We start from the raw sequence: 5081 nt of genomic DNA on the forward strand, positions 1-5081 counted from the left end.
TCGTAGCCGCGGTCGATGAGGTCGATGCCGTAGACGCGGGAGGTGCCCTCCGCGGCCAGGGCGGCGATGAGGTGGCTGAACCCCCCGCGCAGGTCCGGCACGGCGATGTCGGCGCCGCGCAGCTTGGCGGGGCCGGAGATGACGGCGGAGTGGCGGAAGTTGCGCGCCCCGAAGCGGCACGGCCGCCCGCCGAGGCACTCCTCGTAGACCTGGATGACGGCGCCCATCTCGCGCAGGGCGTCGGTGAACCCGAACCGGTTCTCGTACACCGTCTCGTGGACGATGGACAGCCCGCTGGCCTGCGTGAGGGCCACCACCAGCGGCTGCTGCCAGTCGGTCATGAAGCCCGGGTGGACGTCGGTCTCCAGGACGATGGAGTTCAAGTCGCCGCCGGGGTGCCAGAAGCGGATGCCGTTCTCGTCGATGTCGAAGGCGCCGCCGACCTTCCGGAACACGTTGAGGAACGTCATCATCTCGGGCTGGCTGGCGCCCTCGACGTAGATGTCGCCGTGGGTGGCCAGGGCGGCGCAGGCCCAGGAGGCGGCCTCGATGCGGTCGGACAGGGCGCGGTGCTTGAACCCGGTGAGCCGGTCGACGCCCTCGATGCGGATGACGCGGTCGGTGTCGACGCTGATGACGGCGCCCATCTTCTGCAGCACCGCGATCAGGTCCATGATCTCGGGCTCGATCGCGGCGTTGCGCAGCTCCGTGACGCCCTTGGCGCGCACCGCGGTGAGCAGGACCTGCTCGGTGGCGCCGACGCTGGGGTAGGGCAGCTCGACGTGGGTGCCGCGCAGGCCCTCGGGGGCGGTGAGGCGGATGCCGAGGGGCTGCTTCTCCACGACGGCGCCGAAGGCCCGCAGCACGTCGAGGTGGTAGTTGATGGGCCGGTCGCCGATGCGGCAGCCGCCGAGGTCGGGGATGAACGCCTCGCCCAGGCGGTGCACCAGGGGGCCGCACAGCAGGATCGGGATGCGGCTGGCGCCGGCGTGGGCGTCGATGTCCGCCATCCGGGCGCTCTCGACGTTGCTGGGGTCCAGGAGCAGCTCGCCGTTGCCGTCGTTCGTGACGGAGACGCCGTGCAGCTCCATGAGGCGGGTGACGACCGCCACGTCGCGGATGTCGGGCACGTTGCTGAGGCGGCTGGGCTCCTCGCCGAGCAGCGCGGCGACCATCGCCTTGGAGACGAAGTTCTTCGCCCCCCGCACCTGCAGCGACCCCCGCAGGGGGATCCCGCCGCGCACCGTCAGCACGTCTGCCATGTCCACATCCTCTTCCCGTTCCCACCCTCCCCGCGGCAGCCGCGCGCTCGGCGTGTCGAGCGCGCGGCTGTGCAGCGGGGGCCGGACCGCACGGTCCGGCGGGAACGGTACTTCAGGATTTCTTCGCCGCGCGACGAGCGGTGCCCGCCGTCGCGGTGGAGGTCTTGGTCGCGGCGGCCCTCGTGGTGGCCTTGGCCGGGGCCGCCTTGGTGGCCGCGGCCCTGGTGGCGGCCTTGGCCGCGGGCGCCTCGGCCGCTGCGGTCCTCGTCGCCGCGGTCTTCGTCGCCGCGGTCTTCGTCGCCGCGGTCTTCGTCGCGGCGGCCTTCGTCGCTGCGGCCTTCGTCGCTGCGGCCTTCGTCGCTGCGGCCTTGGCGGGCGCCGCCTTGGTCGCGGCGGCCCTCGTGGTGGCCTTGGCCGGGGCCGCCTTGGTGGCCGCGGCGCTGGCCGCGGCGGCGGTCGTGGCGGCGCTCGTGCGGCCGGTGCTCTGGCGGGAGGCGGCGGTCCTGGCGGGCGCCTCCGCCGCGGCGGCGGTGCGGCTGCGCGCGGTCGTCGCACCCGCGCCGCCGCGCTCCTTCAGGCTCGCCTGCAGGGCGCGCAGCGCCTTGGCGTCGGAGACGACCTCCTTGAACGCCGTGCCGGGGCGGAACCGCGGCACGGACGTCTTCTTGATCTTCACGGCCTCGCCGGTGCGCGGGTTGCGCCCCGTGCGGGCGTTGCGCGCCTGCTTCTCGAACGTGCCGAAGCCGGAGATGGCGACCTTGTCACCGCGGGCGACGGTCAACGTGATCGTCTCGACGATCGCCTCGACGGCGTCGGTGGCGGCCTTGCGGCCACCCAGGCGCTCCTCGAGCGCCTCGACCAGCTGGGCCTTGTTCACGGTGTCCTCCTCGTCGCGGACTGCTCTGGGTCGCGAACTGCTCCCGACCGGCCCGAGCGGACCCGGACGTGGGGCAACCGTACGTCGCGCGATCACCGGCGTCCACCGCATCGTTTCGCGGGAGTCGTTGCGCCGCAGTCGGAGTGACCCAGCGCGGCCGCGCGCGGCCGGCGCGGCGGGCGCGGGGACCACCACCGGCCCGGGCGCGTCGCCCGCCGGGGACGCGTTGCACCGCAACGGGTTGCGCGCGGCACCGCGACGGGTCGCGCGCGCGACGGACCCCCGGGCGGCGGGCCGCCCGGGGGTCCGGGGAGAGGAGGTCGCGCGCGGGAGCCGCCCGCGGCGGCTCAGGTCCGCGCGGGCAGCGTGGTCGGCTTGAAGGAGGGCCGGCGCTGCTCGAAGGCCGTGACGTCGGCCTCGTGGCGCAGGGTCAGGCCGATGTCGTCGAGGCCCTCCATGAGGCGCCAGCGGACGTAGTCGTCGATCTCGAAGGACACGACGAGGTCGCCGACGCTCGCGGTGCGCTCGACGAGGTCGACGGTCACCTCCACGCCGGGCTGCGCCTCCAGCGCGGCCCAGAGCTTCTCGACGTCCTCCTGCGCCACCACACCGGTCAGCAGGCCCTGCTTGCCGGAGTTGCCGCGGAAGATGTCGGCGAACCGGGGGGCGAGCACCACCCGGAAGCCGTAGTCCTTCAGCGCCCACACCGCGTGCTCGCGGGAGGAACCGGTGCCGAAGTCGTTGCCGGCCACGAGGACCGAGCCGTTGCGGTACGCCTCCTGGTTGAGGACGAAGTCCGCATCGCCGCGCCACGCGGCGAAGAGGGCGTCCTCGAAGCCGGTGCGGGAGACCCGCTTGAGGTAGACGGCGGGGATGATCTGGTCGGTGTCGACGTCGCTGCGGCGCAGCGGGACGCCCACACCGCGGTGGACGGTGAACTTCTCCACGGACGGCTCCTGGGACGGGTCGGGTCAGGCCACGGGCTGCGGGACGGGGGCGGCGGCCTGCTCCGCGCCGAGCGGCGGCAGGTCCGCGGGGGAGGAGAGCGTGCCGCGCACCGCCGTCGCCGCGGCCACCAGCGGGGACACCAGGTGGGTGCGCCCGCCCTTGCCCTGCCGGCCCTCGAAGTTGCGGTTGGAGGTGGAGGCGGCGCGCTCGCCGGGCGCGAGCTGGTCGGGGTTCATGCCCAGGCACATCGAGCAGCCCGCGAAGCGCCACTCCGCGCCGAAGTCGGCGAAGACCCGGTCCAGGCCCTCGGCCTCGGCCTGCAGGCGGACCCGGGCGGAGCCGGGGACGACGAGGACGCGGACGCCCTCGGCCTTGCGGCGGCCGCGGACGACGTCGGCCGCCGCGCGCAGGTCCTCGATGCGCCCGTTGGTGCAGGAACCGAGGAAGACGGTGTCGACGGCGATGTCGCGCATCGGCGTGCCGGGTTCCAGGCCCATGTAGGCCAGGGCGCGCTCGGCGGCGGAGCGGGCCCCGGCGTCGGCGATCCCGGCGGGCGCGGGCACGCTGGCGGACAGCGGGACGCCCTGGCCGGGGTTGGTGCCCCACGTGACGAACGGCTCGATCTCCTCGCCCTGCAGCACGACCTCGGTGTCGAACTCGGCGTCGGGGTCGGTGGCGAGGGTGCGCCACTCGGCCACGGCGGCGTCCCAGTCCGCGCCCTGCGGGGCGTGCGGGCGGCCCCTCAGGTACTCGAACGTGGTGTCGTCCGGGGCGATCATCCCGGCGCGCGCACCCGCCTCGATGGACATGTTGCAGATCGTCATGCGGCCCTCCATGGAGAGGGCGCGGATCGCCTCGCCGCGGTACTCCAGGACGTAGCCCTGCCCGCCGCCGGTGCCGATGCGGGCGATGACGGCGAGGATGACGTCCTTGGCCGTGGTGCCCGGCTTCAGCCTGCCGTTGACGGTGATCGCCATCGTCTTGAACGGCTTCAGCGGCAGCGTCTGGGTGGCCATGACGTGCTCGACCTCGCTGGTGCCGATGCCGAACGCCAGCGCCCCGAACGCGCCGTGGGTGGAGGTGTGCGAGTCACCGCACACCACGGTCGTCCCGGGCTGGGTGAGGCCGAGCTGCGGCCCGACGACGTGGACGATGCCCTGCTCGGCGTCGCCCAGGGAGTGGATGCGCACGCCGAACTCGGCGCAGTTGCGCCGCAGCGTCTCGATCTGCACCCGCGAGGTGCGGTCGGCGATCGGCTTGTCGATGTCCAGCGTCGGGGTGTTGTGGTCCTCCGTCGCGATGGTCAGGTCGAGGCGGCGGATGCCGCGACCGGCCAGGCGCAGGCCCTCGAAGGCCTGGGGGCTGGTGACCTCGTGGAGCAGGTGCAGGTCGATGTAGAGCAGGTCCGGCTCGGCGCCCTCCCCGCGGCGGACGACGTGCGCGTCCCACACCTTCTCGGCCAGCGTGCGACCCATCGCTTCCTCCCACTGCGTCGTGCCGGTCCGGCGTTCCGCCGGATACCCGCCCCTCGGCCTTGCATCTCAGAAACTGAGACGCCAGTATCGCTACGTGGACAAGTCTAGCGGAGTCGGCGTGCTCGACAAGGCCGTCGTGGTGCTCACCGCCCTGGAGGCCGGTCCCGCGACCCTCGCGCAGCTGGTGGCCGCGACCGGCCTGGCGCGCCCCACCGCCCACCGCCTCGCCGTCGCCCTGGAGCACCACCGGCTCGTCGCGCGCGACCTGCGGGGCCGCTTCGTCCTCGGCGCCCGGCACGCCGAGCTGGCCGCCGCCGCCGGCGAGGACCGCCTCGTCGCCGCGGCCGGGCCCGTGCTGACCCAGCTGCGCGACGGCACGGGCGAGAGCGCGCAGCTCTACCGGCGCAACGGCGAGCACCGCATCTGCATCGCCGCCGCCGAGCGGCTGCACGGGCTGCGCGACACCGTGCCCGTGGGCTCGTCGATGACCATGCTCGCCGGCTCCGCGGCCCAGGTCCT

General features: G+C 74.2%; 5 protein-coding genes. 1 reads left to right on the forward strand and 4 read right to left on the reverse strand.

All coding sequences use genetic code 11. From position 1 onward, the window contains the following. From murA to leuC, 4 genes are all read right to left on the reverse strand, one after another. A partial coding sequence (gene murA / locus ABEB16_RS04105; RefSeq protein ID WP_345710996.1) for a UDP-N-acetylglucosamine 1-carboxyvinyltransferase occupies positions 1 to 1262 on the reverse strand: 1262 nt, incomplete at its 3' end. 112 nt (positions 1263 to 1374) lie between these two features. Beyond that, complete coding sequence (locus ABEB16_RS04110; RefSeq protein WP_345710997.1) at positions 1375 to 2139, reverse strand: HU family DNA-binding protein; 765 nt, start codon at positions 2137 to 2139, stop codon at positions 1375 to 1377. Between the two features lie 347 nt (positions 2140 to 2486). Further along, positions 2487 to 3086, reverse strand: a complete 600-nt coding sequence (gene leuD / locus ABEB16_RS04115; RefSeq protein WP_345710998.1) for a 3-isopropylmalate dehydratase small subunit — start codon at positions 3084 to 3086, stop codon at positions 2487 to 2489. Between the two features lie 24 nt (positions 3087 to 3110). Then, positions 3111 to 4562: a 3-isopropylmalate dehydratase large subunit gene (leuC, locus tag ABEB16_RS04120; protein ID WP_345710999.1), complete on the reverse strand. Its 1452-nt coding sequence runs from the start codon at positions 4560 to 4562 to the stop codon at positions 3111 to 3113. A 94-nt stretch (positions 4563 to 4656) separates the two neighbouring features. Here leuC and ABEB16_RS04125 point away from each other — a divergent pair. Beyond that, the coding region (locus ABEB16_RS04125) for a helix-turn-helix domain-containing protein (protein ID WP_345711000.1) at positions 4657 to 5081 on the forward strand (425 nt) is incomplete at its 3' end.

The sequence above is a fragment of the Kineococcus glutinatus genome (assembly GCF_039542765.1).
GTDB classification, from domain to species: domain Bacteria; phylum Actinomycetota; class Actinomycetes; order Actinomycetales; family Kineococcaceae; genus Kineococcus_A; species Kineococcus_A glutinatus.

Coding starts and splice junctions, on each gene's coding strand:
- leuC (WP_345710999.1), bottom strand. CDS start 4,562: ATGGGTCGCACGCTGGCCGAGAAGGTGTGGGACGCGCACGTCGTCCGC.